Here is a 25720-nt window from a genome sequence, read left to right on the forward strand (position 1 = left end):
CCATTCGGGATGCGGTTGCAGAAAGTTCGGCTTGGTGAGCAGGCGCTGCAGCGGGTTGTCCGGCCAGCGCTCGCGCAGCACCAGCAGCAGGCTCGCCAGCAAGGCACCGGCCAACGGCCAGCTGTACAGGGCTTGGGCGGGGCGGGCCTGGGTGGGTTGTTGCATCACCGGTTCCAATTGGTCGAGGGTTTTGCCGATGGCCTCCAGTTGCTGCCCGTCGCGGGCACGGAAATAGCTGCCGCCGGTAATGCTGGCGATTTCCTTGAGAGTCGGTTCATCCAGGTCCAGGCTCGGGTTCAGTCCGAGCATGGCCAGGGTGCCACCTTCTTCGGGGTCGGCGCCGATGCCGATGGTGTAGATCCTGATGTTCTCCAAAGCCGCCAGGCGTGCTGCGGTCAACGGATGGATCTCGCCACCGTTGTTGGCGCCGTCGGTGACCAGGATCAATACCCGACTCTGTTCCGGACGCAGGCGCAGGCGCTTGACCGCCAGGCCGATCGCATCACCCAGTGCGGTATTCTTGCCGGCGATGCCGATCCGTGCTTCGTCGAGCCAGACGCGGACGGTGTGCCGGTCGAAGGTCAGGGGCGCCTGCAAGTAGGCCTGGCTGCCGAACAGGATCAAGCCGATCCGATCGCCTTCACGGCCCTGGAGGAAGTCGCCCAGCAGATTTTTGACCAGTGTCAGGCGGCTGACCTCTTCGTTCTGCCAGAGCATGTCGGGATAATCCATGGAGCCCGAGACATCGACGGCCACCAGCAGGTCGCGACCGCTGGAGGCGACCGGCAGCGGCTCGCCGAGCCATTGGGGGCGGGCTGCAGCCGTCAACAACAGTAACCAGAGTACGACGAAGGGTGCCTGCTGGCGCCAGGTCGGCAGGTTCAGGCGTGCCCGGCGTCCGGCCAGGCCTTCGAGTTCATTGAGAAAACTGACCTTGAGCGCCGGCTCGCCGCTGTCGGCGGCCGGCAGCACCAGGCGCAGGATCCAGGGCAGCGGCAGCAGGGCGAACAGCCAGGGCCAGGCGAATTCAAACATGTTTGCGAATCCAGGTTTCGACCGATTGGCTGAGCCCGGCAATGGCCTTGTCGTCGAGCTTGCATTCCGGCTTGTAGGCGCCTTCGACCAATACCATCCAGCGGGTCAACCCCGCTGCCGGGCAGCGGTTGTCGAGAAACGCCAGCCATTGCCGCCCATTGAGGGTGTGGCTGTGGCTGTTGGGGTAATGGTTGCGGCACAGGCGCTTGAGCAGTGCATTGATTTGCTGCAGCCAGGCGCCTGCCGGGGCGCCGTCATAGGGTTTGGGCAGGCGAGCCAGTTCCGCCAGGGCTTCGAGGCGAATCGGGTCCAGAGGTTGTTCGGTGGGCGCCGGCTCGGATTTCGACGGCCTGAGGTGCCGCAGCCGCCACACGCCCCAGGCCAGCAACGGCAGCAATACCAGCAATGCCCACCAGCCGGGTGCCGGGGGCCAGGCGCTGATTGGCGCCGGTGCAATCAGCGGTTGCAGTTGCTCGAGGCTGCTCAACGGGGTTTCCTCGGGCGCTCGGGGTTCAGGTATTCACGCAGTTGTTCGATCATCTCGCTTTGCGTCGTCAAGGGCATCAGTAATACCCGCAGTTTCTGCGCCAGAAACTCCCAGCGGGCAAGGCGTGCTTCGCCCTGGGCGCGGTAACTCTGGCGCAGATTGGCATCCAGGGTATCGAGTTCCAGCTGAGCGCCGTGCTGGGCAAAACGCAACAGGCCGGCGGCCGGCAGGGCATGGTCGAGTGGGTCGGACAGTGGCAGCAGCAGCAAGTCGCAGTGGCGTGAGAGCAGGCTCAGTTGCTGTTCGGCGGCATCGCTCAGGGCGCGTTCGTCGCAGATGATAATGGCCAGGCTGCCGGGGCGCAGCACTTCGCGGGCGCGGCGCAGGGCCATGCCGAGGGATTCGCGATCGGGCTGGCTTTCGGTATGCAGCGAGTGATTGACCCGAACCATCCGGTTGAGCAATTGCAGCAGGCTTTGTTTGCTGCGTCGGGGTTTGATTTCGTAGAACTCGTTGTCGCCGAAGACCAGCCCGCCGATGCGATCGTTGTGGCCCAGTGCCGACCAGCCGATCAGGCTGGCGGCCTGGGCGGCGAGCACCGACTTGAACATCAGGCCTGAACCGAAGAACAGTCGCCGGCTCTGCTCGACCAGAATGTAGATCGGCCGCTCGCGCTCTTCGTGGAACAGCTTGGTGTGGGGTTCCTGGGTCCGTGCGGTGACGCGCCAGTCAATGCTGCGCACGTCATCGCCCGCCTGGTAGACACGCACCTGATCGAAATCGACGCCGCGTCCGCGCAGCTTCGAATGGTGCAGGCCGATCAACGGGCTGCGTTGGCCAGGCGAGGAAAACAGCTGAACTTCACGCACGCGATGGCGCATCTCGATCAGCTCGGAGAGGCTGACGCGGATGCCGGGGGCGGCGATCAGGCGGTTTGGCATGATTTCAGGCAACAGCCACGACGTCGAGGATGCGCTGGATCACCCGGTCCTGGTCGATACCGGCAGCTTCGGCCTCGAAGGACAGAATGATGCGATGGCGCAGCACGTCGAACAGCACCGCCTGGATGTCTTCGGGGCTGACGAAATCGCGCCCGGCCAGCCAGGCATGAGCGCGCGCGCAACGGTCCAGGGCAATGGAGCCACGCGGGCTGGCGCCGTAGGCGATCCAGTCGGCCATTTCCGGGTCGAACTTGCTCGGCGTGCGCGTGGCCATGACCAGTTGCACCAGGTACTCCTCAACCGCGTCGGCCATGTACAGGCCGAGGATTTCCTTGCGCGCGGCGAAAATCGCGTGCTGGCTGACCCTGCGTTCCGGCTTGGTTTCGCCATTGAGCGCTTCACCGCGGGCCTGCTGCAGGATCCGGCGCTCGACGGCGGCATCCGGAAAGCCGATCTTGACGTGCATCAGAAAACGATCGAGCTGGGCTTCGGGCAGGGGATAGGTGCCTTCCTGCTCGATCGGGTTTTGCGTGGCCATGACGAGAAACAGCGGCGACAGTTCGTATGTGCTGCGTCCGACACTGACCTGACGCTCGCCCATGGCCTCGAGCAGTGCCGACTGTACCTTGGCCGGTGCCCGGTTGATTTCGTCGGCCAGCACCAGGTTGTGGAAAATCGGCCCCTGCTGGAAGACGAAGCTGCCGGTTTCCGGGCGATAGATCTCGGTGCCGGTGATGTCGGCGGGCAGCAGGTCGGGGGTGAATTGAATTCGATGGAACTGGGCTTCGATGCCTTCGGCCAATTCCTTGATGGCCTTGGTCTTGGCCAGGCCCGGCGCCCCTTCGACCAGCATGTGGCCGTCTGCCAACAGCACGATCAACAAGCGTTCGACCAGTTTTTCCTGGCCGAGAATCTGCGTTGAGAGAAAGGTTCGCAGCGCGATGAGCGCCTCACGATGTTCCATCGGTGACGGTTCCTGGAAAGAAGGCCGGGCGGCGACGAAATGCGCCGGGCAGGGGTTGTTACTTTAATCTATCCGGGGGTGTGCCGACCAACGGTGTGCGGGATATTTATATCTGTGGGGCCGTGCTGGCCTCATCGCTGGCAAGCCAGCTCCCACAGAGATCGCACAGGCTCTGAATATCCCTGTGGGAGCTGGCTTGCCAGCGATGGGGCATTCACAGACGATAAAAGGCCCGGGCATTCCCCCACAAAGCCAATTCAGCCCCGTCTTCCCCCAAAGCCTCACACAACAACTCGATATCCGCCGCCTCAAACGCCCGCGGCGCTCGCGTCGATGGCAAATCACTGCCAAACATCAACGCCTGCGGATTGGCTGCATGAATGGCCTTCAAGGCCGGCGCTACTTCAAAATCGACCCGGCCAAATCCACAAGCCTTGATCCGTACCCCGCGCTCGGCCAGGCGCAGAATGCTCGGCAGCCCCTCGTGGCTGAGCCCGAGATGATCGATACTCACGGCAGGCAATTGCAGCAGACGCGCTTCAAGATTCGGCAATTCACGCGAGTCGATGTACAGCTCGGCATGCCAGCCAACGACTTCGTGAACGCGCCGGGCCAGGTTTTCCAGCTGATCGAGCTGCTCCGAACCCCCGCGCTTGAGGTTGAAGCGCAGGGCGCGCACGCCCTGTTCGTTGAGCGACACCAGTTCGGCATCGCTGACGCTGGCTGGCAGTTGCGTCACCCCGACGAATTCCGGCCCCAGCCGTTTGAGCGCAGTGATCAGATACTGCTGGTCGAATGCCTGAAACGAGCCGGACACCACCGCGCCCGAGCAGATGCTCAACGCACGGGTCTGCGCCAGATAGTCGTCGACGCCGAAAGGGGCGGGCAGATAGCCATTGTTGGCGATCAGCGGGTAACGAGGGTCGATGATGTGGCAGTGGGCATCGAAGATCGGGCGCGGCATTGTGCCTCCGTGACGACTCAGGCCAGTTCGCTGATGTAAGTGCCGGTACCTTTGAGGATGTTTTGCAGGGTTTCTTCGACTTCCGCCAGGTCGGGCGCTGCGGTGCCATGAAGGATTTCCAGGTGATCGTCGCCATTGAGTGCGTCGGCATCGGCTGCAGCGATTTCGATCAGCAGGCGGGTGGGGCTGAGGGTGACTTTCACGCCGTCGAGAGTCGAAGGCTCGCCATCCAATGTGATTTCCAGCTCATCCTCATCGGGATAGCGGGTCATCAGGAACATCTCGCCCGTTTCACTGTGGCAGCAAAGCATGGCCATGTTGTCTTCTTCGTCATCGCACGGGTTGGCGATCAGGAGGGCGGTGGTCATCTGCATGGCAATGGCTCGGAATTAAGTTGAAACACGATTCTGCCAGTGTTCCGGGGGCAAGACGAGTAACACTGGGCTACCTGTCAATGACCGAATATGTCGCAGCACCGCAAGCAGCCCCCGGCAGGCACTCGTTAAGCTGCGTGCTGGATGGACACCTCTAAAGACACAGCTGCGGGTGCAGCAGTCGTTTTTGTAGATGCCCATCCACGATTTACCTCCTTCTGTCGCTGGGTTGGCTATCGTTGAATCCAGCAGGCAGAGGCGCGCGACGCTTCATTCAAATACAAAGCCCAAGCGGAGTACCACAGATGGCGTTCTTCACCGCAGCCAGCAAAGCCGACTTCCAGCATCAACTGCAGGCGGCCCTGGCGCAGCACATCAGTGAACAGGCACTGCCACAAGTGGCGCTGTTCGCCGAGCAATTCTTCGGCATCATCTCTCTGGACGAGCTTACCCAGCGTCGACTTTCCGACCTGGCCGGTTGCACCCTGTCGGCCTGGCGCCTGCTGGAGCGTTTCGATCACGCCCAGCCCCAGGTCCGCGTTTACAACCCCGATTACGAGCGCCATGGCTGGCAATCGACCCACACGGCCGTCGAAGTGCTGCACCATGACCTGCCGTTCCTGGTGGACTCGGTCCGTACCGAGCTGAACCGTCGCGGCTACAGCATCCACACCCTGCAGACCACCGTACTCAGCGTACGCCGTGGCAGCAAGGGCGAATTGCTGGAGATCCTGCCCAAGGGCACCCACGGCGAGGGCATCCTGCAAGAATCGCTGATGTACCTGGAAATCGACCGCTGCGCCCATACCGCCGAGCTGAACCTGCTGACCCGCGAGCTGGAGCAGGTGCTGGCCGAAGTACGCGTGGCCGTAGGCGATTTCGAGCCGATGAAGGCCAAGGTCCGCGACATGCTGGCCGTGATCGACCAGGCCGGTCAGGGCAGCGACGACGAGAAGTCCGAAGTCAAAGGCTTCCTCGAGTGGATGCTGGACAACCACTTCACCTTCCTCGGTTATGAAGAGTTCGTGGTCAACGCCGATGCCAAGGGTGGTCAGCTGGTTTATGACGAGCAGTCGTTCCTGGGCCTGACCCGCCTGCTGCGCGCCGGCCTGACCCCGGATGACCTGCGTATCGAAGATTACGCGGTCAACTACCTGAAAGAGCCGCTGCTGCTGTCGTTCGCCAAGGCCGCGCAACCGAGCCGTGTGCACCGTCCGGCCTATCCGGACTTCGTCTCGATCCGCCAGATCGACGCCAAGGGCAATGTCATCAAGGAATGCCGCTTCATGGGCCTGTACACCTCGTCGGTGTATGGCGAAAGTGTGCGCGTGATCCCTTACATTCGCCGCAAGGTTGCCGAGATCGAGCGTCGCTCCGGTTTCGATGCCAAGGCGCACCTGGGCAAGGAACTGGCCCAGGTACTGGAAGTGTTGCCGCGTGACGACCTGTTCCAGACCCCGGTCGATGAGCTGTTCAGCACCGTGATGTCGATCGTGCAGATTCAGGAGCGCAACAAGATTCGCGTGTTCCTGCGCAAGGATCCGTACGGCCGCTTCTGCTACTGCCTGGCCTATGTGCCACGCGATATCTATTCCACCGAAGTCCGGCAGAAGATCCAGCAGGTGCTGATGGAGCGCCTCAAGGCCACCGACTGCGAGTTCTGGACCTTCTTCTCCGAGTCGGTGCTGGCGCGTGTGCAGTTGATCCTGCGGGTCGACCCGAAGAACCGCATCGACATCGATCCGGTGCAGCTGGAAAACGAAGTGATCCAGGCCTGCCGTTCCTGGCAGGACGACTACGCTGCGCTGACCGTCGAGAACTTCGGCGAAGCCCAGGGCACCAACGTCCTGGCGGATTTCCCGAAAGGCTTCCCGGCGGGCTTCCGCGAGCGTTTCGCGCCCCATTCGGCGGTTGTCGACATGCAGCACTTGCTGACCCTGTCCGACACCAAGCCGCTGGTGATGAGTTTCTACCAGCCACTGACCCAGACCGGTCAGGAGCTGCACTGCAAGCTGTACCACGCCGATACGCCGCTGGCGCTGTCGGACGTTCTGCCGATCCTGGAAAACCTCGGCCTGCGTGTGCTGGGCGAGTTCCCCTATCGCCTGCGCCATATCAATGGCCGCGAGTTCTGGATTCATGACTTCGCCTTCACCTACAGCGAAGGCCTGAACCTGGATATCCAGCAGCTCAACGACACGCTGCAGGACGCTTTCGTGCACATCGTGCGCGGCGATGCCGAGAACGACGCCTTCAACCGCCTGGTGCTGACCGCCGGCCTGCCATGGCGCGACGTGGCACTGCTGCGTGCCTACGCCCGTTACCTCAAGCAGATCCGCCTGGGCTTCGACCTGGGCTATATCGCCAGCACCCTGAACAACCACGCCGACATCGCTCGCGAATTGACCCGGTTGTTCAAGACCCGCTTCTACCTGGCGCGCAAGCTCAGCAGCGATGACCTCGAGCAACGTCTGGAACACGCGATCCTGGCGGCCCTGGACGAGGTTCAGGTGCTCAACGAAGACCGCATCCTGCGTCGTTACCTGGACCTGATCAAGGCGACCCTGCGTACCAACTTCTACCAGCCCGACGCCAATGGCCAGAACAAGTCCTACTTCAGCTTCAAGTTCAATCCCAAGCTGATTCCGGAACTGCCCAAGCCGGTGCCGAAGTTCGAGATCTTCGTGTACTCGCCGCGGGTCGAAGGCGTGCACCTGCGTTTCGGCAACGTGGCCCGTGGTGGCCTGCGCTGGTCCGACCGCGAAGAAGACTTCCGTACCGAAGTGCTCGGCCTGGTAAAAGCCCAGCAGGTGAAGAACTCGGTCATCGTGCCGGTCGGCGCCAAGGGCGGCTTCCTGCCGCGTCGCCTGCCACTGGGCGGCAACCGTGACGAGATCGCGGCCGAGGGCATTGCCTGCTACCGCATCTTCATTTCCGGCTTGCTGGACATTACCGACAACCTCAAGGAAGGCGGCGTCGTGCCTCCGGCCAACGTGGTTCGCCACGATGAAGACGATCCGTACCTGGTGGTGGCGGCCGACAAGGGCACCGCAACCTTCTCAGACATCGCCAACGGCATCGCCATCGACTACGGCTTCTGGCTGGGCGATGCGTTCGCTTCCGGTGGTTCGGCCGGTTACGACCACAAGAAAATGGGCATCACCGCCAAAGGCGCCTGGGTCGGCGTGCAGCGTCACTTCCGTGAGCGCGGCATCAACGTCCAGGAAGACAGCATCAGCGTGGTCGGCATCGGCGACATGGCCGGTGACGTGTTCGGTAACGGCTTGTTGATGTCGGACAAGCTGCAACTGGTGGCCGCATTCAACCACCTGCACATCTTCATCGATCCGAATCCGGATCCGGCCAGCAGCTTCGCCGAGCGCAAGCGCCTGTTCGACCTGCCACGTTCAGCCTGGAGCGACTACGACACCAGCATCATGTCGGCCGGTGGCGGCATCTTCCCGCGTAGCGCGAAGAGCATCGCCATCAGCCCCGAGATGAAAGAACGCTTCGCCATCGAAGCCGACAAGCTGACCCCGACCGAGCTGCTCAATGCCTTGCTCAAGGCGCCGGTGGACCTGCTCTGGAACGGCGGTATCGGCACCTACGTCAAGTCCAGTGAAGAGAGCCATGCCGACGTCGGCGACAAGGCCAACGACGCCCTGCGCGTCAATGGTGACGAGCTGCGCTGCAAGGTGGTGGGCGAGGGCGGCAACCTGGGCATGACCCAGCTGGGTCGCGTCGAGTTCGGTCTCAATGGCGGCGCCACCAACACCGACTTCATCGATAACGCCGGTGGCGTGGACTGCTCTGACCACGAAGTGAACATCAAGATCCTGCTCAACGAAGTCGTGCAGGCCGGTGACATGACCGAGAAGCAGCGCAACCTGTTGCTCAGCAGCATGACCGACGAAGTCGGGGGACTGGTTCTCGGCAATAACTACAAGCAGACCCAGGCCCTGTCTCTGGCGGCACGTCGTGCCAAAGAGCGCATCGCCGAATACAAGCGGCTGATGGCCGATCTGGAAAGCCGCGGCAAGCTGGACCGCGCCATTGAGTTCCTGCCGTCCGAAGAGCAACTGGCCGAGCGTCTGGCGGCCAACCAGGGCCTGACCCGTGCCGAGCTGTCGGTGTTGATCTCCTATAGCAAGATCGACCTCAAGGAAGCCCTGCTCAAGTCGCTGGTGCCGGACGACGACTACCTGACCCGCGACATGGAGACGGCATTCCCGTCGTCACTGGTCAGCAAGTTCGCCGAGCCAATGCGTCGCCACCGCCTCAAGCGCGAAATCGTCAGCACCCAGATCGCCAACGATCTGGTCAACAACATGGGCATCACCTTCGTCCAGCGCCTGAAAGAGTCCACCGGCATGAGCCCGGCGAACGTGGCCGGGGCGTACGTGATCGTGCGTGACATCTTCCACCTGCCGCACTGGTTCCGTCAGATCGAGGCGCTGGACTATCAGGTCCCGGCCGAAATCCAGCTGACCTTGATGGACGAGCTGATGCGCCTGGGCCGTCGTGCCACCCGCTGGTTCCTGCGTAGCCGTCGCAACGAGCAGGATGCCGGTCGTGACGTGGCGCACTTCGGACCGAAGATCGCCGCACTGGGTCTGAAGCTGGATGAGCTGCTGGAAGGGCCGACCCGCGAACGCTGGATGACCCGCTACCAGGGCTTCGTCGAGGCCGGGGTGCCGGAACTGCTGGCGCGTATGGTTGCCGGTACGACGCACCTGTACACCTTGTTGCCGATCATCGAGGCTTCCGACGTCACCGGCCAGGATCCTGCCGAAGTGGCCAAGGCGTTCTTCGCAGTGGGCAGCAACCTGGACCTGACCTGGTACCTGCAGGAAATCAGCAACCTGTCGGTGGAAAACAACTGGCAGGCCCTGGCACGCGAAGCGTTCCGCGACGATATCGACCTGCAGCAACGGGCGATCACCATTTCCGTGTTGAAGATGCAGGATGCGCCACAGGACATGGATGAGCGGGTCCGCTTGTGGGCCAAGCAGCACAAGACGATGGTGGTGCGCTGGCGCGCCATGCTCGACGAGCTGCGTGCAGCTACCGGTACCGACTACGCCATGTATGCGGTGGCGAACCGGGAACTGGTAGACCTGGCAATGAGCGGTCAGGCGACGGTTTGATGCCTTGACCTTGCGGTAACGAAAAAGCCCCGACTTGTCGGGGCTTTTTCGTTTCAAGTCTGGAATTTGTGTTGGATCGGCTGGCCTCATCGCTGGCAAGCCAGCTCCCACAGGGAATTGCATCGGGCCAAATATCTGTGGACTGCACAGGCCCTCTGTGGGAGCTGGCTTGCCAGCGATAGGGCCACCACAAATCTCACTTTAACCGCCGCTCCACCCCTTTCTCCACCAGAATCTTCGCCGAAATCTCTTCCACCGAGAAATGCGTGGAATTGATGTTGGGGATGTTTTCCCGGCGGAACAGGTTTTCCACTTCGCGCACTTCGAATTCGCATTGGGCGAAGCTGGCGTAGCGGCTGTTGGGCTTGCGTTCGTGGCGGATGGCGGTCAGGCGGTCGGGGTCGATGGTCAGGCCGAACAGCTTGTGCTTGTGCGCCCTGAGTGCCGGCGGCAGTTGCAGGCGCTCCATGTCATCTTCGGTCAGCGGGTAGTTGGCGGCGCGGATGCCGAACTGCATGGCCATGTACAGACAGGTAGGGGTCTTGCCGCAACGCGACACACCCACCAGAATCAGGTCCGCCTTGTCGTAGTAGTGGGTGCGGGCACCGTCGTCGTTGTCCAGGGCAAAGTTGACCGCCTCGATGCGCTCCATATAGTTGGAGTTGCCGCCGATCGAATGGGACTTGCCCACCGAATACGAAGAGTGGGCGGTCAGTTCCTGTTCCAGTGGGGCAAGGAAAGTCGAAAAGATATCGATCATGAAGCCATTGGAGGTCGCCAGGATCTCGCGGATATCCTGATTGACAATGGTGTCGAAGATGATAGGGCGGGCACCATCCTTGTCCGCGGCATTGTTGATTTGTTGTACCATGGTGCGCGCTTTTTCCACGCTATCGATGTACGGTCGCGTGAACTTGCTGAAGGTAATGTTTTCGAATTGCGCCAAGAGGCTCTGTCCGAGTGTCTCGGCCGTGATGCCGGTGCCATCGGAAATAAAGAAGGCTGTTCGTTTCATTTGCGCCTTGGGCCTTAAGCTGGTGACGAATCTTGGATATGATAGGCATGATTTGCCGGCCTTGAATGGCCAGCATTCTCACTTATTTTCCGGGTCCAGGCCACAATCGCTCGGTACGCTCCCCCTTTTGGAGCCTCCAGCGCCCTGAGCTTTTCCAACACAGTTAGTGGAGAGATCACCTTGGTAGAGTACGTAGTTTCCCTCGATAAGCTCGGCGTCCATGATGTGGAGCATGTGGGGGGCAAGAACGCATCCCTGGGCGAGATGATCAGTAACCTCGCGGGCGCCGGTGTATCGGTCCCCGGTGGCTTTGCCACTACGGCTCAGGCTTATCGTGATTTCCTCGAGCTGAGCGGGCTGAACGACCAGATCCATGCGGCGCTCGATGCGCTGGATGTCGATGATGTCAACGCACTGGTCAAGACCGGCGCGCAGATCCGCCAGTGGATCATGGAAGCGGAGTTCCCCGAGCGTCTGAACACCGAAATCCGTACCGCGTTCGCCGAAATGTCCCAGGGCAACCCGAACATGGCCGTGGCCGTGCGTTCCTCGGCGACCGCCGAAGACCTGCCGGATGCCTCGTTCGCGGGCCAGCAGGAAACCTTCCTGAACATCCGTGGCGTGGAAAACGTGATTCGCGCCGCCAAGGAAGTGTTCGCCTCCCTGTTCAACGACCGGGCCATCGCCTACCGCGTGCACCAGGGCTTCGACCACAAGCTGGTCGCCCTGTCGGCCGGCGTGCAGCGCATGGTGCGCTCCGAAACCGGCACCGCCGGCGTGATGTTCACCCTCGACACCGAGTCGGGCTTCCGTGACGTGGTCTTCATCACCGGTGCCTACGGCCTGGGCGAGACCGTCGTGCAAGGCGCCGTGAACCCGGACGAATTCTACGTCCACAAGAACACCCTGCAGGCAGGCCGTCCGGCCATCCTGCGTCGCAACCTGGGCAGCAAGGCCATCAAGATGATCTACGGCGACGAGGCCAAGGCCGGTCGTTCGGTCAAGGTCGTCGATGTGGATCGCGCCGAACGTGCGCGCTTCTGCCTGACCGATGCCGAAGTCACCGAGCTGGCCAAGCAGGCGATGATCATCGAGAAGCACTACCAGCGCCCGATGGACATCGAATGGGCCAAGGACGGTGATGACGGCAAGCTGTACATCGTCCAGGCTCGCCCCGAGACCGTGAAGAGCCGCACCAGTGCCAACGTGATGGAACGCTACCTGCTCAAGGAAACCGGCACCGTGCTGGTTGAAGGTCGTGCGATCGGCCAGCGCATCGGCGCCGGCAAGGTCCGCGTGATCAACGACATCGCCGAGATGGACAAGGTCCAGCCGGGCGACGTGCTGGTTTCCGACATGACCGACCCGGACTGGGAACCGATCATGAAGCGCGCCAGCGCCATCGTCACCAACCGTGGCGGCCGTACCTGCCACGCGGCGATCATCGCCCGTGAACTGGGTATTCCAGCCGTTGTCGGCTGCGGCAATGCCACCCAGGTGCTCAAGGACGGCCAGGGCGTGACCGTTTCCTGCGCCGAAGGCGATACCGGCTTCATCTTCGAAGGCGAACTGGGCTTCGACATTCGCAAGAACTCGGTCGATGCCATGCCTGATCTGCCGTTCAAGATCATGATGAACGTCGGCAACCCCGACCGCGCCTTCGACTTCGCCCAGCTGCCAAACGCAGGCGTGGGTCTGGCTCGTCTGGAATTCATCATCAACCGCATGATCGGCGTGCACCCCAAGGCGCTGCTGAACTACGCCGGCCTGCCAGCGGAACTGAAAGAAAGCGTCGACAAGCGTATTGCCGGTTACGACGATCCGGTCGGTTTCTATGTCGAGAAGCTGGTCGAAGGCATCAGCACCCTGGCTGCAGCCTTCTGGCCGAAAAAGGTCATCGTGCGTCTGTCGGACTTCAAGTCCAACGAATACGCCAACCTGATCGGCGGCAAGCTCTACGAGCCGGAAGAAGAAAACCCGATGCTGGGCTTCCGCGGCGCCTCGCGTTACATCAGCGAGTCGTTCCGTGATTGCTTCGAGCTCGAGTGCCGTGCCCTCAAGCGCGTGCGCAACGAGATGGGCCTGACCAACGTCGAGATCATGGTGCCGTTCGTACGCACCCTGGGCGAAGCCAGCCAGGTCGTCGATCTGCTCGCCGAAAACGGCCTGGCCCGCGGCCAGAACGGCCTGCGCGTGATCATGATGTGCGAACTGCCGTCCAACGCCATCCTCGCTGAAGAGTTCCTCGAGTACTTCGACGGCTTCTCCATCGGCTCCAACGACCTGACCCAGCTGACCCTGGGCCTGGACCGTGACTCCGGGATCATCGCGCACCTGTTCGACGAGCGGAATCCTGCGGTCAAGAAGCTGCTGGCCAATGCCATTGCCGCCTGCAACAAGGCCGGCAAGTACATCGGTATCTGCGGTCAGGGCCCGTCCGACCACCCGGACCTGGCCAAGTGGCTGATGGAGCAGGGCATCGAAAGCGTTTCGCTGAACCCCGATTCCGTACTGGAAACCTGGTTCTTCCTGGCTGAAGGCCAGGGCGCAATCTGATCCATCCTGTGATGTGAGCGGCCGGCAGGATCGCCGGACGCTCCCTTCAATTGTTTAAGCAGGGCGTGTTCCAGTGATGGGGTCTCGCCCTTTTTTGTGCAAAAACCCTATGCAAAGCAGCAGCAACCTATTTCCCGTCGCCTTGCTCAGCGCCGAGCGGCGAGGCGACCTCAGTGAAGATGTCTACCGGATCAAGGCCGGCAATAGCCCGGACCGCACGGTCGAACTGGCCGTGACCCGTCTGGGCATGGCGGATCAGGCCGAAGTACGTGGCGTACCGGTGATCCTGCTTCACGGAAGTTTTTCCAATCGGCGTTTCTGGTTCTCACCGCGTGGTATCGGCCTGGGCGCTTATCTGGCGCGCGCCGGTTTCGATGTGTGGATCCCGGAGATGCGCGGGCATGGACTTTCCCCGCGCAATAGCGATTACCGCAAGAACCGTGTGGCCGATTATGCACGCTACGACCTGCCGGCAATCGCCGCCTTCGTTTGCGAGCAGAGCGGCCAGGCGCCGCACTGGCTCGGGCATTCGCTGGGCGGCATCACGCTGGCGGCTGCACTGGGCGGGCATTACCTGGACCCGGAGCAGGTGGCGAGCGTGGCGTTGTTCGGCAGCCAGGTCAGCCGCACCTATTGGCCATTGAAGATTCCACCGGTGGAGTGGGGCGGGCGCTTGCTGCTCAAGCGTTTTGCCCAGATATCCGGATCGCGACTCAAGCGTGGACCGGAAGACGAACCCATCGGCCTGGCGCTGGAAAGCCTGCGTTGGTATGGGCTGTTCGGTCGCTTTCGCGATGCCGAGCGCGATTGGTGGGGTGGTTTGAGTGAAGTCAAGGCGCCCTTGCTTGCCGTTGGTGCCGTGGGTGACCATCAGGACCCCATCTGGGCGTGCCGTAAGCTCTATGAGCAGTTTGGTTCTGAGCTGCGACAGTTCGTCTGTTTGGGGCGCGAACAGGGCTTCACCGATAATTTCGGTCACGTCGAAATGTTGGTCAGCAAGCATGCGCAGGCACAAGTCTGGCCATTGGTCGAGCGTTGGCTACTGGATCAGGCAACCCCGCTGGTAGAACAGTCGACGCCGTCACCTCGTGTGGTGGGGCTCTAGCGCGGGCATTTCGCTGGTGCGTGATTGCAGTTAGTATGTGACGATTGTAGTGGTTTTGGTCATTTTTGGTCACAGAGTCGGTATTATGTTCGTTCCACTCGAACGGCTGATCAACCTGGAAGAAGGCTACCGAAACACCTTCCAGGTAGCAGGTCGGCGCCTGTTACTGCTGGTGCTGGACAATCAGCCATTGCTGATGGAAGACAGCTGCCCGCATCGAGGTGCGCCACTGAGCATGGCAACCCTGAGCGATGGCGTGCTGCGTTGCCAGCGCCACGGTATGGCCTTCGAATTGCCCAGCGGGCGACCGTTGCAGGATGGCTGTCCGGGGCTGATGATGCTCAAGCTGACATATGAAGGTGACCGGATCGGTATCGATGTGTAGCCTGATGCCTGAACCTGCAAACCCTTGAAACTGCGACATTCGATTGCCCATTGTCTTCTCAAGTGACAGGAGTTACCCATGCACTACCTAACGCCCGACTTGTGCGATGCCTACCCTGAACTGGTTCAGGTCCTTGAGCCGATGTTCAGCAACTTCGGTGGCCGCGATTCCTTCGGCGGCCAGATCGTCACGATCAAATGCTTCGAAGATAACTCGCTGGTCAAGGAGCAGGTCGACCTGGACGGCCAGGGCAAGGTATTGGTGGTCGATGGTGGCGGTTCGCTGCGCCGGGCGCTGCTGGGCGACATGTTGGCGGAAAAGGCGGCCAAGAACGGTTGGGAAGGCCTGGTGATTTACGGCTGCATCCGTGATGTGGATGTCATTGCCCAAACCGATCTGGGCGTTCAGGCGCTGGCCAGCCACCCGATGAAGACCGACAAGCGTGGCATCGGCGATCTCAACGTGGCGGTAACCTTTGCCGGCGTGACCTTCCGTCCGGGCGAATACATCTATGCCGACAACAATGGCGTGATCGTGTCTCCGAGCCCATTGAAGATGCCTGAGTAAGCAGTGGTCCGGTCTGGTCAGTGGAGTAGGGATGTTCGAGGAAGATAACGCGCAGTGGGGGCTGGTACATGCCCTGGTGCTGGATGGAAAAGGCGGTGCGCGCTCGATTGCTCGAACCGAACTGGATAACTTGCAGTTAGAGCCCACTGAGAGCCTGTGGTTGCACTGGGATCGCAGCCATCCGCAAACCCAGACCTGGTTGCGCAAGTCCAGCGGGCTCAACGAGTTCGTCTGTGACCTGCTGCTCGAAGAAAACACCCGGCCACGCCTGGTCGCCTTGCCCGAAGCCGCGCTGTTGCTGTTTTTGCGCGGCGTCAACCTCAACCCTGGTGCCGAACCCGAGGACATGGTCTCGGTGCGGATCTTCGCCGAGGCCCAGCGCGTCATTTCCTTGCGTCTGCGTCCGCTGCGGGCAACCGATGAGTTGCTGGTGCAGTTGACCGAGGGACGAGGGCCGAAAACCGCCTCCGAACTCATCCTCTACCTGGCGCAATACCTGACTGAAAAGGTCCAGGCGCTGGTCAGCGACCTCTCGGAAGTGGTCGATCTGGAGGAAGAAAAGCTCGATTCCGACGAACGGTATACGCCAGAGCACGACACCGTTGTGCAAATCCGCCGACGTGCCGCCGGCCTGCGCCGGTTTCTCGCGCCGCAGCGGGAGATTTACGCCCAGTTGGCGCGTAACAACTGCCCCTGGTTTGTCGAAGACGACGCCAGCTACTGGAACGAGCTCAACAACAGCCTGACCCGTTACCTCGAAGAGCTGGAATTGACCCGCGAGCGCGTAGGCCTGGTGCTGGAGACCGAGGATCGACGCCTGAGCGTGCGCATGAATCGAACCATGTACCGCTTCGGCATCGTTACCGGGATCTTCCTGCCCATGAGCTTTCTCACGGGGCTGCTGGGCATCAACGTCGGCGGTATTCCCGGGGCCGACAGCCACTGGGGGTTTGCTGTCGCCTGCCTGTTGATGCTGGCGGTGGCGGCGGGACAGTGGTGGCTGTTTCGGCGCTTGCGCTGGGTGTAATTGCCAAATGCCATGGTTATCCACACATCTACGGGAACTCAATGGTCATGTGACCTGTCATAGGTGGGCCTCGTCTCTGACTGACATTGCGCGAGGTGCCCATGCACGATCCGTTTGAAGAATCCTTGCGGGATATGCTCAAGGCGTCGCCATCCAATCGAGATGACGATGCATGCCTGGGGCGTGTCCTGAAAACTGCCAACCGTCAGGTCGGGGCCGGTGACTTGTTCAGCCTGCTCGGGCGTTGGAGCCAGGCCCTGATGATTGCCGTGAACAATGGCTCGGCCCATGTTGCGCCGGTGTCACGTCGAACTATCTCTGCCCGTGATGCAGATAAGGCTGATTGAATATGGAACTTGATCTCTGGACGCAGAGCCTGGTCACTGCGATGACCGCATTGTGGACCAAAGTCGCAAACTTCATCCCCAACCTGTTCGGCGCGCTGGTGGTGGTGTTGCTCGGGTTTGTCGTGGCCAAGCTGCTCGACACCCTGTTGTCCAAACTGCTGGCCAAGCTGGGCCTGGATCGCCTCATGGGCGGCACGGGCCTGACCAAACTGCTGAGTCGCGGCGGGATCCAGGTGCCGATCTCGACCCTGATCGGCAAGATCGTGTACTGGTTCGTATTGCTGATCTTTCTGGTTTCGGCGGCCGAATCCCTCGGTCTTGAGCGGGTTTCAGCGACGCTGGACATGCTTGCGCTCTACCTGCCGAAAGTCTTCGGTGCAGCGTTGGTGCTGCTGGTCGGCGTACTCCTGGCGCAACTGGTCAATGGCCTGGTGCGCGGCGCTGCCGAAGGTGTTGGCCTGGACTACGCCGGTGGCCTGGGGCGAATTGCCCAGTGGCTGGTCATTATCATCAGTATTTCGGTGGCCATTAGCCAGCTCGAAGTCAAGACCGACCTGCTCAACCATGTCATCGTCATTGCGCTGATTACCGTTGGTCTGGCAATTGCGCTGGCCATGGGGCTGGGAAGCCGGGAAATCGCCGGGCAAATCCTGGCCGGAATTTATGTGCGCGAGTTGTACCAGGTCGGGCAACAAGTGCGAGTTGGAGAGGTCGAAGGGCAGATTGAAGAAATCGGTACGGTCAAGACGACCCTGCTGACCGATGATGGCGAATTAGTGTCATTGTCCAACAGGATCTTGCTGGAGCAGCGGGTTAATAGCCGCTAACCGGGCATTTCCTGCTAATGTATGCCGCCGCAAATATGCTCGCAGCCTGAGCTGTGGCGGACATTGACCTGACTTCGGCCAGACTTGTTTTGAATAAAGTACATTCGCTGCCCATGCGTTACGACCCTCGCGAACTCTCCGATGAAGAGTTGGTGGCGCGTTCGCATGTGGAGCTGTTCCACGTTACACGCGCCTACGAAGAGTTGATGCGGCGTTACCAGCGGACCCTTTTTAACGTGTGTGCACGCTATTTAGGGAACGATCGTGATGCTGACGATGTCTGTCAGGAGGTGATGTTGAAGGTGCTCTATGGCCTGAAGAACTTCGAGGGTAAATCCAAGTTCAAGACCTGGCTCTACAGCATCACTTACAACGAATGTATCACCCAGTATCGCAAGGAGCGGCGCAAGCGACGACTGATGGATGCCTTGAGTCTTGATCCACTTGAGGAAGCATCGGAAGAGAAGGCGCCAAAACCCGAAGAGCGGGGTGGACTTGACCGATGGCTTGTGCATGTAAACCCGATTGATCGTGAAATTCTAGTGCTACGATTTGTCGCAGAGCTGGAATTTCAGGAAATCGCGGATATCATGCATATGGGTTTGAGCGCGACTAAGATGCGGTACAAGCGCGCTCTAGACAAGCTACGTGAGAAATTTGCAGGCATTGCCGAAACTTAAATAGGCGCAAATTTCTCTTAACGTATCGACAAGTCTGCTAGACTAGTCGTCGAGTTGTCCCCACCGTATGTGGGACTGCTTAACAATCACCAGATGGGGATTTAACGGATGAAATTGAAAAACACCTTAGGCATTGCCATTGGCACTCTTGTAGCCGCAACTTCGTTCGGCGCTCTGGCACAAGGCCAAGGCGCAGTCGAGGGTGAGATCTTCGCCAAGAAGGAATACTACGATAGCCAGCGTGACTTCAAGAACGACGGCAACCTGTTCGGCGGTTCTGTTGGCTACTTCCTGACTGACGATGTAGAGCTGCGTCTGGGCTACGACACCGTGCACAACGTACGTGCCGATGATGGCCGGAACATCAAGGGCCAGGACCTCGCCCTGGACGCTCTGTACCACTTCAACAACCCAGGCGATCTGCTTCGTCCGTACCTCTCTGCCGGTTTCTCGGACCAGAGCATCGGTCAGAACGGCAGCGGTCGTAACCATTCGACTTTCGCCAACCTGGGCGGTGGTGCCAAGCTGTACTTCACCGAAAATTTCTACGCCCGTGCTGGTGTTGAAGCGCAGTACAACATTGACCAAGGCGACACCGAGTGGGCGCCTAGCGTCGGTATCGGTGTGAACTTCGGTGGTGGCTCCAAGCCAGTTGCTCCAGCTCCAGTGGCTGAAGTCTGCTCTGACGCTGACAACGATGGCGTGTGCGACAACGTCGACAAGTGCCCTGACACCCCAGCCAACGTTACCGTTGACGCTGACGGCTGCCCGGCTGTTGCTGAAGTCGTACGTGTTGAGCTGGACGTGAAGTTCGACTTCGACAAGTCGGTCGTCAAGCCTAACAGCTACGGCGACATCAAGAACCTGGCTGACTTCATGCAGCAGTACCCATCGACCCGCACCACTGTTGAAGGTCACACTGACTCCGTCGGTCCTGACGCTTACAACCAGAAACTGTCCCAGCGTCGTGCAAACGCCGTTAAAGACGTTCTGGTCAACAAGTACGGTGTAGGTTCCAGCCGTGTTAACTCGGTTGGCTACGGCGAAAGCCGTCCAGTTGCCGACAACGCAACTGAAGCTGGTCGTGCTGTAAACCGTCGCGTAGAAGCGCAAGTAGAAGCTCAAGCCAAGTAATTGGTCTGGCTCTACTGAAAAACCCGGCTTAGGCCGGGTTTTTCTTTGCCTGGGATTTGCCTTCAGCCCACTGCGTAATGTGCCTGTAATTCAACGGTGGCGGCCGCGGCCACTTCGCCGATGACCAGGATGGCCGGGCTTTGCAGGTTGAAGGCCTGCGCGTCGGCGCCCATCTGCTGCAGGTTGCTGCGGCATTCGCGTTGCTGCGGCAATGAAGCGTTTTCGATCATCGCCACCGGCGTATTCATGGCCATGCCACCTGCCAGCAGTTGCGCCTGGATCTCGTCCAGCTTCGCCACGCCCATATAGACCACCAGCGTCGTCCCGCCCTGGGCCAGGGCCTGCCAGTTCAGGCTGCTGTCGTCCTGGGTGTGCGCAGTGACCAGGGTGACACCACGGCTGACACCGCGCAGGGTCAGGGGAATGCCGCACTGGGTCGCACCTGCCAGGCCTGCGGTGATGCCATTGACCAGTTCGACCTCGACTCCCCGTTCCTGCAGCCATTGCGCCTCTTCTCCGCCACGCCCGAAGATGCACGGGTCGCCTCCCTTCAGGCGGGCTACGCATTTTCCCTGGCGGGCATAGCGCAGCATCAGGCGGTGAATGAAGGCTTGCGGGGTCGAGCGGCAGCCGCCGCGCTTGCCGACCGGGATGACCCTGGCCAAGGGGCAATGGCTGAGTACGGCCGGGTTGACCAGGTCGTCGATCAGCACCACGTCCGCCTGGTTCAGGGCGCGCACCGCTTTGAGGGTCAACAATTCGGGATCGCCGGGGCCTGCGCCGACCAGCCAGACTTTTGCATTCATGGTCCATTCCTCAAGTGGGTGTCAGGCTTTGAGCAGCCAGATCAACAGCAACAGATTCAGCAATAACGAAAAGACAGCGAGGGTTCGCCAGACCTTCAAGGGCTCGCGCTCAAGCAGGGGGCGTGGGCGCAGGCTCAGGGTCTGGCGTTCACCCTGTTCGAGCAGGAGCAGCCATTGTTCGGCGGTTTCGAAGCGCTGCTCGGGATCTGCCGGCAGGGCGCGTTGAAGATTCTGGTCGAGCCACTCGGGCAGATCGGGGCGAAAACGGCTGGCGCTTGTCGGAGTACCGAAGCGCGGGTGTTGGAACGCTTCGATTTCGCCATAGGGGTAGTGCCCGGTGAGCAGGTAGAACAAGGTCACGCCGCAGGCATACAGGTCCTGTTGCGGGCTGGGTGCAGTGCCGTCGAAGGCTTCCGGTGCGATGTAGCTCGGTGTGCCGGGCAGCTCATGGGCAATGTTTTCGGACAGGCCCGGGCAATACGCCAGGCCGAAGTCGAGCAGACGCAATTCGCCGTCGCTGCCCATGTGCAGGTTTTCCGGCTTGATGTCCCGGTGCAGGATATTGCGCCGGTGCAGCATGCCGACGGCCTGCAGCAGGCGCCGGGCCACTCCCTGCCACTGGTCCAGGGGCAGGGGACCGGTCTGCTGGAACAGCTCGGCCAGGGTCTGGCCGGGATATTCGCGCATCAGGTAGTACAGGTGCTGACGCTGGCTGGCGGGGTTGACTTCGGGAAAGCAACGCCCGGCCACGCGGCGCAGGAACCACTCTTCGAGCAGCAAGCCTTGCTGGGCGCCAGGGTCGTTGTGGCGGCTGGCGGGCAGCGTCTTGAGCAGCCAGGGTTGCCCCTGGGCGTCCCGAACCCGGTACAGCAGCGACTGGCGCGATTGCGCCAGCGTTGCCTCGACCTGCCAGGCATCGATCATTTGTCCCGGTTTGAGCGGGGGTGGCAGTGGCCACTGCTGCAGTTGCGCCAGGGTGTCGCCCAGGCTCGAGCTGCCCAACTGGTCGATGCGCACCAGCAGTGCGCTGGCATTGTCCTGGCTGCCGGCCAGGTGTGCGGCATGGACCAGGGTGCGCACGGCATCATCGGCAGCGGGCTGCTCGCGCAGGACAGCGCCGATCTCGGTATCGCTCAGCGATGCCCAGACGCCGTCGCTGAGCAGCAGAAAGCTTTCGTCCTGGCGCAGTTCCCCTTCCAGGTAATCGACCACCAGGTGTTGATCCAGGCCCAGCGCGCGCTTGAGCACATGCTGCATTCCGGGTTGGTCCCAGACGTGATCTTCGCTGATGCGTTGCAGGTGCCCGGCATGCCAGCGGTAGACCCGGCAGTCGCCGACATGGGCCAGGGTAAAGCGTTGGCCCCGCAGTACCAGGGCGCTGAGGGTGGTCAGCAACGGCTGACCGCCGCCATTGGCTTGCAGCCAGCGATTCTGTGCCAGCAGCAGGCGGTCCAGCGCCTGGGCAACGGTCCAGGTCTCCGGTGTCGCGTAATAGTCCAGAGCCAGCGCCTGCAAGCTCGAGCGTGCGGCCAGGCCACCGTCGGCGCACTGGCTGACGCCATCGGCCAGGGCAAACAGATAGCCCTTGCTGGCGGCCAGGGCCGGTGCCGGAGTCACCAGGCGCAGGGCGTCCTGGTTCTCCGTGCGCGGCCCGGTGGCGCTGGCCTGGGCAAAACTCAGTTGCAGGCTCATGGTATTGGGCTCAGACGCGGGCGGCGGTGACAGCAGCCGAGCCCCAGGTGGTGCGCCAGCGGCTCTTCACCCCGTGCAGACCGAACCAGGCCAGTATGCCGAGGCTGGCGAACAGCCACAGGCCGAGTTGGTAGTCGCCGCTGTGCTGCTTGATCGCACCAAGGCCGGCAGCCAACAGGAAGCCACCGATGCCGCCGGCCATGCCGATCAGGCCGGTCATGACACCGATCTCCTGGCGGAATCGCTGTGGCACCAGTTGGAACACCGCGCCGTTGCCCGCGCCAAGACCGAGCATGGCGCTGACGAACAGTGCCAGGGCAGCAACCGAGCTGGGCAGGTTGAAGCCCACGGCAGCGATGCAGACGGCTGCCAGGCTGTACATGGCCAGCAAGGTGCGGATACCGCCGAAGCGGTCAGCCAGGGCGCCCCCGAGCGGACGCATCATGCTGCCGCCGAACACGCAGGCTGCGGTGTAGTAGCCGGCCGTGACCGGGCTCAGGCCATACTGGTCGTTGAAATAGCCGGGCAGGGCGCTGGCCAGGCCGATGAAGCCGCCAAAGGTCACGCTGTAGAAAAACATGAACCACCAGCTGTCGCGGTCACCCAGGGCCTTGAGGTAATCGGCCGCCGACTTGGCCTTGGGCCGCTGTGGTGCATTGCGCGCCACCAGCACGAAGACCAGCAGCGTCAGTAGCAGCGGGATCAGCGCGAAGCCGAACACGTTGCTCCAGCCGAAGCTGGCGGCCAGGACCGGCGCGAACAGTGCGGCAAACACCGTACCGGAGTTGCCGGCGCCGGCAATGCCCATGGCCTTGCCCTGATGCTGGGGTGGGTACCATTGCGAGGCCAGCGGCAAGGACACGGCGAACGAGGCGCCGGCTACACCGAGGAAGACGCCGAGCAACAGCGCCTGCTCATAGCTGTGAATGCCCAGCTTCCAGGCGCCGAACAAGGCGCAGATGACAATCACCTGGCCAATCAGGCCCGCGGTCCGGGGGGACAGGCGATCGACCAGCACGCCCATGAAAAAGCGCAGGATCGCACCGGCCAGGATTGGCGTGGCAACCACCAGGCCACGTTGTTGGGTGGTCAGTTGCAGGTCGGCAGCGATTTGCACGGCCAGCGGGCCGAGCAGGTACCAGACCATGAAACTCAGGTCGAAATACAGAAAGGCTGCAAACAGGGTCGGGGCATGGCCGGATTTCCAGAAGCTCGTATTCATCGAACACCTCAGCTGCGGTTAGAGTCTCAACGGGAGTCGAACCCCGTACGACAAAACAAAAAAACGCCGCAACCCGACCGGCTTGCGCTGGAGGGTGTGCGACGTCTTTGTCGTGAATGTGGGCAACCGCCGTTGGCTACCTGCAGAGATTGAATAGCAAGAGCCGGGCCATAACGGCTATTTGAGCAAGTCGTTCATGGCGATGATCTGTTCGGCAACCTGGATCAGCTTCTGCTGCTTGCTCATGGCCTGGCGCCGCATCAGGGTGTAGGCCTCTTCTTCCTTGCAGTCTTTCATCTTCATCAGCAGCCCCTTGGCCAGCTCTATGCGCTTGCGCTCGGCCAGTTGCTGGTCACGGGCCTGCAACTGCGCGCGCAGGGCCTGATCGCTCTCGAAACGGGCCATGGCCACATCCAGGATGGGTTGCAGGCGCTGGGCGTGAATGCCTTCGACTATGTAGGCGCTGACCCCGGACTTGATGGCCTGGCGCATGACATCGGGGTCGTGTTCGTCGGTAAACATGACGATAGGGCGTGGCTGGTCGCGGCTGACCAGTACCACTTGCTCCATGACATCGCGGCTCGGTGACTCGGTATCGATCAGAATCACATCCGGACGCACCGTTTCGACGCGCGCGGGCAGGTCGATGGTCAGCCCCGACTCGTCGATCACATCAAAGCCGGCTTCGATCAGCGCGGCGCGCAGGCGCCCGACTTTTTTCGCAGTGTCATTGATCAGCAGGATTCGCAGCATGGTTGCGGACTCCTGTCAGCGGTTGGCTTGCAGTGGCAAGGCATCGGCCAAAGCATGCAGCTCGAAGCTGCGTGCATAGCCGGCCGGGTCGGTACCGTCCCAGACCGAGCCATCGATCAGGCGGCTGCTGCGCATCGGTGCTTCGGCGCAGGTGATACCCAGTGCGCCGGCTGCGTCGCGGTACAGGGGCAGTTGCTGGACTTGCCGGGCAATCCCGAGGTAGTCCGGGTCGTCGCGCAACAGGCCCCAGCGACGGAATTGGGTCATGAACCACATACCGTCCGACAACCAGGGCTGGTTGACCTCACCTTTATTATGGAGCCGTAGGGCGTGGGGGTCGTGCCAGGTGTTGCCCAGCCCATCGGCATAGTCACCCTGCAGGCGCGGCTCGATGCAGTCCAGCGGAGCATCCAGGTAGTCGCTGCCACTGAGCAGTTGGGCCGTGCTGCGACGGTTTTCCCGGTTTTGTTCGATAAAGCGGCTGGCTTCGAGGACAGCCATCACCAATGCCCGGGCGGTGTTGGGGTACTGATCGACGAAGGCGCGGGTGCAGCCCAGGACTTTTTCCGGGTGGTCGGGCCAGATCGCCTGGCTGGTGGCGAGGGTAAAGCCAAGGCTCTGTTTGACGGCGATTGCCGACCAGGGCTCGCCCACGCAAAAGCCATCGATGCGCCCTGCTTGCAGGTGGGCGAGCATTTGCGGCGGCGGTACGACGACGCTTTCCACGTCTTGCAGGGGGTGGATGCCAAGGCTGGCGAGCCAGTAGTAAAGCCACATGGCGTGGGTGCCGGTGGGGAAGGTCTGGGCGAAGGTCAGTTTTGTTCGGCTTTGGTGCACGTGACGTGTGAGTGCATCAGGGTTGGTCACGTTGTTGTTCTGCAGACGGGACGAGAGGTTGATGCTTTGGCCGTTCTGGTTCAGGCCCATGAGCACGGCCATGTCGGTGGCCGGGGTGCCACCGATGCCCAGGTGTACGGCGTAGATCAGGCCGTAGAGGCTGTGGGCCGCATGGAGTTCGCCGCTGACCAGTTTGTCGCGCAGGCCGGCCCAGGAGCTTTGGCGCTTGAGGTTGAGGGTCAGGCCGTAGGGTTGGGCGAAGCCCTGGGTGGCGGCTACGATGACCGGGGCGCAATCGCTCAGGGCCATGAAGCCGATGTCGAGGCTGTGGATTTCCGGGGCATCGTTGCCGTTGACCCAGGCCAGTGGGCTCACTGGTGTGTAGTTCATGTTTGTGCCACCCATAAAAAAGCGTCGTTCGGCCTGGGACGGTTGTGCTGGCCGGGACGACGCCGTTGTCTGTGACCTGCTCCCTTCGTTGGGGCGGTGCTTATGGGTGGGGTGAAGCAAGGGGTGTGCCAGGGCCTAAGCTTTAGTTTTGTGTGTATATCCATTATCAGTGGGGTTGCCACTAACGGTTCCGCCCTTACGGCGGGTCACTTTTTTCAGACGAAAAAAAAGTAACCAAAAATTCTCGCCCTGCCGTTGGCCCTTCGCTGCGCTACGGGTCCCCTCCCTCCGGCGCTGTTGCGCAGGCTCGCGGCCCAGGGTTGCTGCGCAACCCTACAGCTCGCGACCTCGGCTGCGCCGAGGGGTGCTGCGCACCGCCTGCTACACAGCGCCTCCAGTCGGCCTGCCGGAAGGGCGGGTGGATCAAGATCAAAAGCAAGATCAAAAGCCAAAGCAGTTCGTGCA

The 25720-nt window shown here is 61.5% G+C and carries 22 protein-coding genes; 10 read left to right on the forward strand and 12 right to left on the reverse strand.

Translation table 11 applies throughout. The features are described from left to right. From F2S13_RS25265 to F2S13_RS25290, 6 genes are all read right to left on the reverse strand, one after another. Positions 1 to 1035: vWA domain-containing protein (locus F2S13_RS25265; RefSeq protein WP_166366034.1), on the reverse strand; the 1035-nt coding region annotated here is incomplete at its 3' end. Next, entirely contained in the window at positions 1028 to 1522 is a 495-nt protein-coding gene (locus tag F2S13_RS25270; protein WP_166366036.1) for a DUF4381 domain-containing protein, read from the reverse strand. The genes F2S13_RS25265 and F2S13_RS25270, both read right to left, overlap by 8 nt. After that, positions 1519 to 2463 carry a DUF58 domain-containing protein gene (locus F2S13_RS25275; protein WP_166366038.1) on the reverse strand — a complete coding sequence of 315 codons (945 nt, stop codon included), beginning with the start codon at positions 2461 to 2463 and terminating at the stop codon, positions 1519 to 1521. The genes F2S13_RS25270 and F2S13_RS25275 overlap by 4 nt, the downstream gene beginning before the upstream one ends. 4 nt (positions 2464 to 2467) lie before the next feature. After that, a complete protein-coding gene (locus tag F2S13_RS25280; RefSeq protein ID WP_166366040.1) occupies positions 2468 to 3427 on the reverse strand; it encodes an AAA family ATPase in 960 nt (319 codons plus the stop codon). 214 nt (positions 3428 to 3641) lie between these two features. Next, positions 3642 to 4391 (reverse strand): amidohydrolase family protein, encoded by a 750-nt coding sequence (locus F2S13_RS25285; protein WP_166366042.1) that lies wholly within the window; start codon positions 4389 to 4391, stop codon positions 3642 to 3644. A gap of 17 nt (positions 4392 to 4408) precedes the next feature. Continuing rightward, entirely contained in the window at positions 4409 to 4765 is a 357-nt protein-coding gene (locus tag F2S13_RS25290) for a hypothetical protein (protein WP_166366044.1), read from the reverse strand. A gap of 305 nt (positions 4766 to 5070) precedes the next feature. Here F2S13_RS25290 and F2S13_RS25295 point away from each other — a divergent pair, with 305 nt between their 5' ends. Then, a complete protein-coding gene (locus F2S13_RS25295) occupies positions 5071 to 9912 on the forward strand; it encodes an NAD-glutamate dehydrogenase (RefSeq protein ID WP_166366046.1) in 4842 nt (1613 codons plus the stop codon). Between the two features lie 196 nt (positions 9913 to 10108). Here F2S13_RS25295 and ppsR read toward each other — a convergent pair whose 3' ends face one another. After that, positions 10109 to 10927 (reverse strand): posphoenolpyruvate synthetase regulatory kinase/phosphorylase PpsR, encoded by an 819-nt coding sequence (gene ppsR / locus F2S13_RS25300; protein ID WP_166366048.1) that lies wholly within the window; start codon positions 10925 to 10927, stop codon positions 10109 to 10111. 180 nt (positions 10928 to 11107) lie between these two features. Here ppsR and ppsA point away from each other — a divergent pair, with 180 nt between their 5' ends. From ppsA to F2S13_RS25345, 9 genes are all read left to right on the forward strand, one after another. Further along, on the forward strand, positions 11108 to 13483 hold the full coding sequence (gene ppsA, locus F2S13_RS25305; protein ID WP_166366050.1) for a phosphoenolpyruvate synthase: 2376 nt from the start codon (positions 11108 to 11110) through the stop codon (positions 13481 to 13483). A gap of 109 nt (positions 13484 to 13592) precedes the next feature. Next, entirely contained in the window at positions 13593 to 14588 is a 996-nt protein-coding gene (locus tag F2S13_RS25310) for an alpha/beta fold hydrolase (protein ID WP_166366052.1), read from the forward strand. Between the two features lie 85 nt (positions 14589 to 14673). Beyond that, on the forward strand, positions 14674 to 14973 hold the full coding sequence (locus tag F2S13_RS25315) for a Rieske (2Fe-2S) protein (protein WP_166366054.1): 300 nt from the start codon (positions 14674 to 14676) through the stop codon (positions 14971 to 14973). A gap of 78 nt (positions 14974 to 15051) precedes the next feature. Next, the gene (rraA, locus tag F2S13_RS25320; RefSeq protein ID WP_166366056.1) at positions 15052 to 15540 is read left to right on the forward strand and encodes a ribonuclease E activity regulator RraA; all 489 of its coding nucleotides are present in this window, start codon (positions 15052 to 15054) and stop codon (positions 15538 to 15540) included. Positions 15541 to 15571: 31 nt separating this feature from the next. Beyond that, a complete protein-coding gene (locus F2S13_RS25325; RefSeq protein WP_166366058.1) occupies positions 15572 to 16567 on the forward strand; it encodes a zinc transporter ZntB in 996 nt (331 codons plus the stop codon). 95 nt (positions 16568 to 16662) lie between these two features. After that, positions 16663 to 16914 carry a CrfX protein gene (locus F2S13_RS25330; RefSeq protein WP_425500247.1) on the forward strand — a complete coding sequence of 84 codons (252 nt, stop codon included), beginning with the start codon at positions 16663 to 16665 and terminating at the stop codon, positions 16912 to 16914. Positions 16915 to 16916: 2 nt separating this feature from the next. Next, positions 16917 to 17741: a mechanosensitive ion channel family protein gene (locus F2S13_RS25335; RefSeq protein WP_166366062.1), complete on the forward strand. Its 825-nt coding sequence runs from the start codon at positions 16917 to 16919 to the stop codon at positions 17739 to 17741. A gap of 89 nt (positions 17742 to 17830) precedes the next feature. Then, positions 17831 to 18421, forward strand: a complete 591-nt coding sequence (gene sigX, locus F2S13_RS25340) for an RNA polymerase sigma factor SigX (protein WP_178119052.1) — start codon at positions 17831 to 17833, stop codon at positions 18419 to 18421. Between the two features lie 108 nt (positions 18422 to 18529). Continuing rightward, on the forward strand, positions 18530 to 19555 hold the full coding sequence (locus tag F2S13_RS25345; RefSeq protein ID WP_166366066.1) for an OmpA family protein: 1026 nt from the start codon (positions 18530 to 18532) through the stop codon (positions 19553 to 19555). A 62-nt stretch (positions 19556 to 19617) separates the two neighbouring features. Here F2S13_RS25345 and cobA read toward each other — a convergent pair whose 3' ends face one another. The 5 genes from cobA to F2S13_RS25370 all read right to left on the reverse strand — a co-directional run bounded on the left by cobA (position 19618) and on the right by F2S13_RS25370 (position 25255). Then, positions 19618 to 20361: a uroporphyrinogen-III C-methyltransferase gene (gene cobA, locus F2S13_RS25350; RefSeq protein WP_166366068.1), complete on the reverse strand. Its 744-nt coding sequence runs from the start codon at positions 20359 to 20361 to the stop codon at positions 19618 to 19620. Between the two features lie 21 nt (positions 20362 to 20382). Next, positions 20383 to 22053, reverse strand: a complete 1671-nt coding sequence (locus tag F2S13_RS25355; RefSeq protein WP_166366070.1) for a bifunctional protein-serine/threonine kinase/phosphatase — start codon at positions 22051 to 22053, stop codon at positions 20383 to 20385. Positions 22054 to 22063: 10 nt separating this feature from the next. Then, positions 22064 to 23275 (reverse strand): nitrate/nitrite transporter, encoded by a 1212-nt coding sequence (locus F2S13_RS25360; RefSeq protein WP_166366072.1) that lies wholly within the window; start codon positions 23273 to 23275, stop codon positions 22064 to 22066. 177 nt (positions 23276 to 23452) lie between these two features. Next, a complete protein-coding gene (locus tag F2S13_RS25365; RefSeq protein ID WP_166366074.1) occupies positions 23453 to 24028 on the reverse strand; it encodes an ANTAR domain-containing response regulator in 576 nt (191 codons plus the stop codon). Between the two features lie 15 nt (positions 24029 to 24043). Beyond that, complete coding sequence (locus tag F2S13_RS25370) at positions 24044 to 25255, reverse strand: CmpA/NrtA family ABC transporter substrate-binding protein (RefSeq protein ID WP_166366076.1); 1212 nt, start codon at positions 25253 to 25255, stop codon at positions 24044 to 24046. Positions 25256 to 25720: the final 465 nt, after the last annotated feature.

Source organism: Pseudomonas akapageensis (genome assembly GCF_011355085.1).
GTDB classification, from domain to species: domain Bacteria; phylum Pseudomonadota; class Gammaproteobacteria; order Pseudomonadales; family Pseudomonadaceae; genus Aquipseudomonas; species Aquipseudomonas akapageensis.

Coding starts and splice junctions, on each gene's coding strand:
- F2S13_RS25275 (WP_166366038.1), bottom strand. CDS start 2,463: ATGCCAAACCGCCTGATCGCCGCCCCCGGCATCCGCGTCAGCCTCTCC.
- F2S13_RS25280 (WP_166366040.1), bottom strand. CDS start 3,427: ATGGAACATCGTGAGGCGCTCATCGCGCTGCGAACCTTTCTCTCAACG.
- F2S13_RS25285 (WP_166366042.1), bottom strand. CDS start 4,391: ATGCCGCGCCCGATCTTCGATGCCCACTGCCACATCATCGACCCTCGT.
- F2S13_RS25290 (WP_166366044.1), bottom strand. CDS start 4,765: ATGCAGATGACCACCGCCCTCCTGATCGCCAACCCGTGCGATGACGAA.
- F2S13_RS25295 (WP_166366046.1), top strand. CDS start 5,071: ATGGCGTTCTTCACCGCAGCCAGCAAAGCCGACTTCCAGCATCAACTG.
- ppsR (WP_166366048.1), bottom strand. CDS start 10,927: ATGAAACGAACAGCCTTCTTTATTTCCGATGGCACCGGCATCACGGCC.
- F2S13_RS25310 (WP_166366052.1), top strand. CDS start 13,593: ATGCAAAGCAGCAGCAACCTATTTCCCGTCGCCTTGCTCAGCGCCGAG.
- F2S13_RS25315 (WP_166366054.1), top strand. CDS start 14,674: ATGTTCGTTCCACTCGAACGGCTGATCAACCTGGAAGAAGGCTACCGA.
- rraA (WP_166366056.1), top strand. CDS start 15,052: ATGCACTACCTAACGCCCGACTTGTGCGATGCCTACCCTGAACTGGTT.
- F2S13_RS25325 (WP_166366058.1), top strand. CDS start 15,572: ATGTTCGAGGAAGATAACGCGCAGTGGGGGCTGGTACATGCCCTGGTG.
- F2S13_RS25335 (WP_166366062.1), top strand. CDS start 16,917: ATGGAACTTGATCTCTGGACGCAGAGCCTGGTCACTGCGATGACCGCA.
- F2S13_RS25345 (WP_166366066.1), top strand. CDS start 18,530: ATGAAATTGAAAAACACCTTAGGCATTGCCATTGGCACTCTTGTAGCC.
- cobA (WP_166366068.1), bottom strand. CDS start 20,361: ATGAATGCAAAAGTCTGGCTGGTCGGCGCAGGCCCCGGCGATCCCGAA.
- F2S13_RS25355 (WP_166366070.1), bottom strand. CDS start 22,053: ATGAGCCTGCAACTGAGTTTTGCCCAGGCCAGCGCCACCGGGCCGCGC.
- F2S13_RS25360 (WP_166366072.1), bottom strand. CDS start 23,275: ATGAATACGAGCTTCTGGAAATCCGGCCATGCCCCGACCCTGTTTGCA.
- F2S13_RS25365 (WP_166366074.1), bottom strand. CDS start 24,028: ATGCTGCGAATCCTGCTGATCAATGACACTGCGAAAAAAGTCGGGCGC.
- F2S13_RS25370 (WP_166366076.1), bottom strand. CDS start 25,255: ATGAACTACACACCAGTGAGCCCACTGGCCTGGGTCAACGGCAACGAT.